Genomic DNA, 242 nt, shown 5'->3' with positions numbered 1-242 from the left:
ATGGCGTAGTGGGCGCCGTGCTCCAGGTAGATGTACTGGTTGAGCGTGCCGCGGTTGACCAGGTACACCGTCATGGAGCGCACGAACATGGCGCCAATGGCCAGGCCCAGCATGATGATGACCACGTCCTTGGTGATGGCAAAGGCACCGATCACGCCGTCGAACGAGAACGAAGCGTCCAGCACCTCCAGGTACAGAAAGCTGGCAAAGCCCGAGCGCTGCACGGTTTTCACCACGGCCTC

The 242-nt window shown here is 61.2% G+C and carries 1 protein-coding gene; it reads right to left on the bottom strand.

Annotated elements, in window-relative coordinates; all coding sequences use genetic code 11:
* Positions 1-242, bottom strand: a 242-nt coding sequence (locus HA630_RS27090) for a DUF475 domain-containing protein (protein ID WP_166832136.1), incomplete at both ends; no start/stop codon positions are given.

The sequence above is a fragment of the Aquabacterium sp. A08 genome (assembly GCF_011742065.1).
Note: the sequence above shows the minus strand (reverse complement) of the source record. Positions and strands in the feature narration are given on the sequence as shown.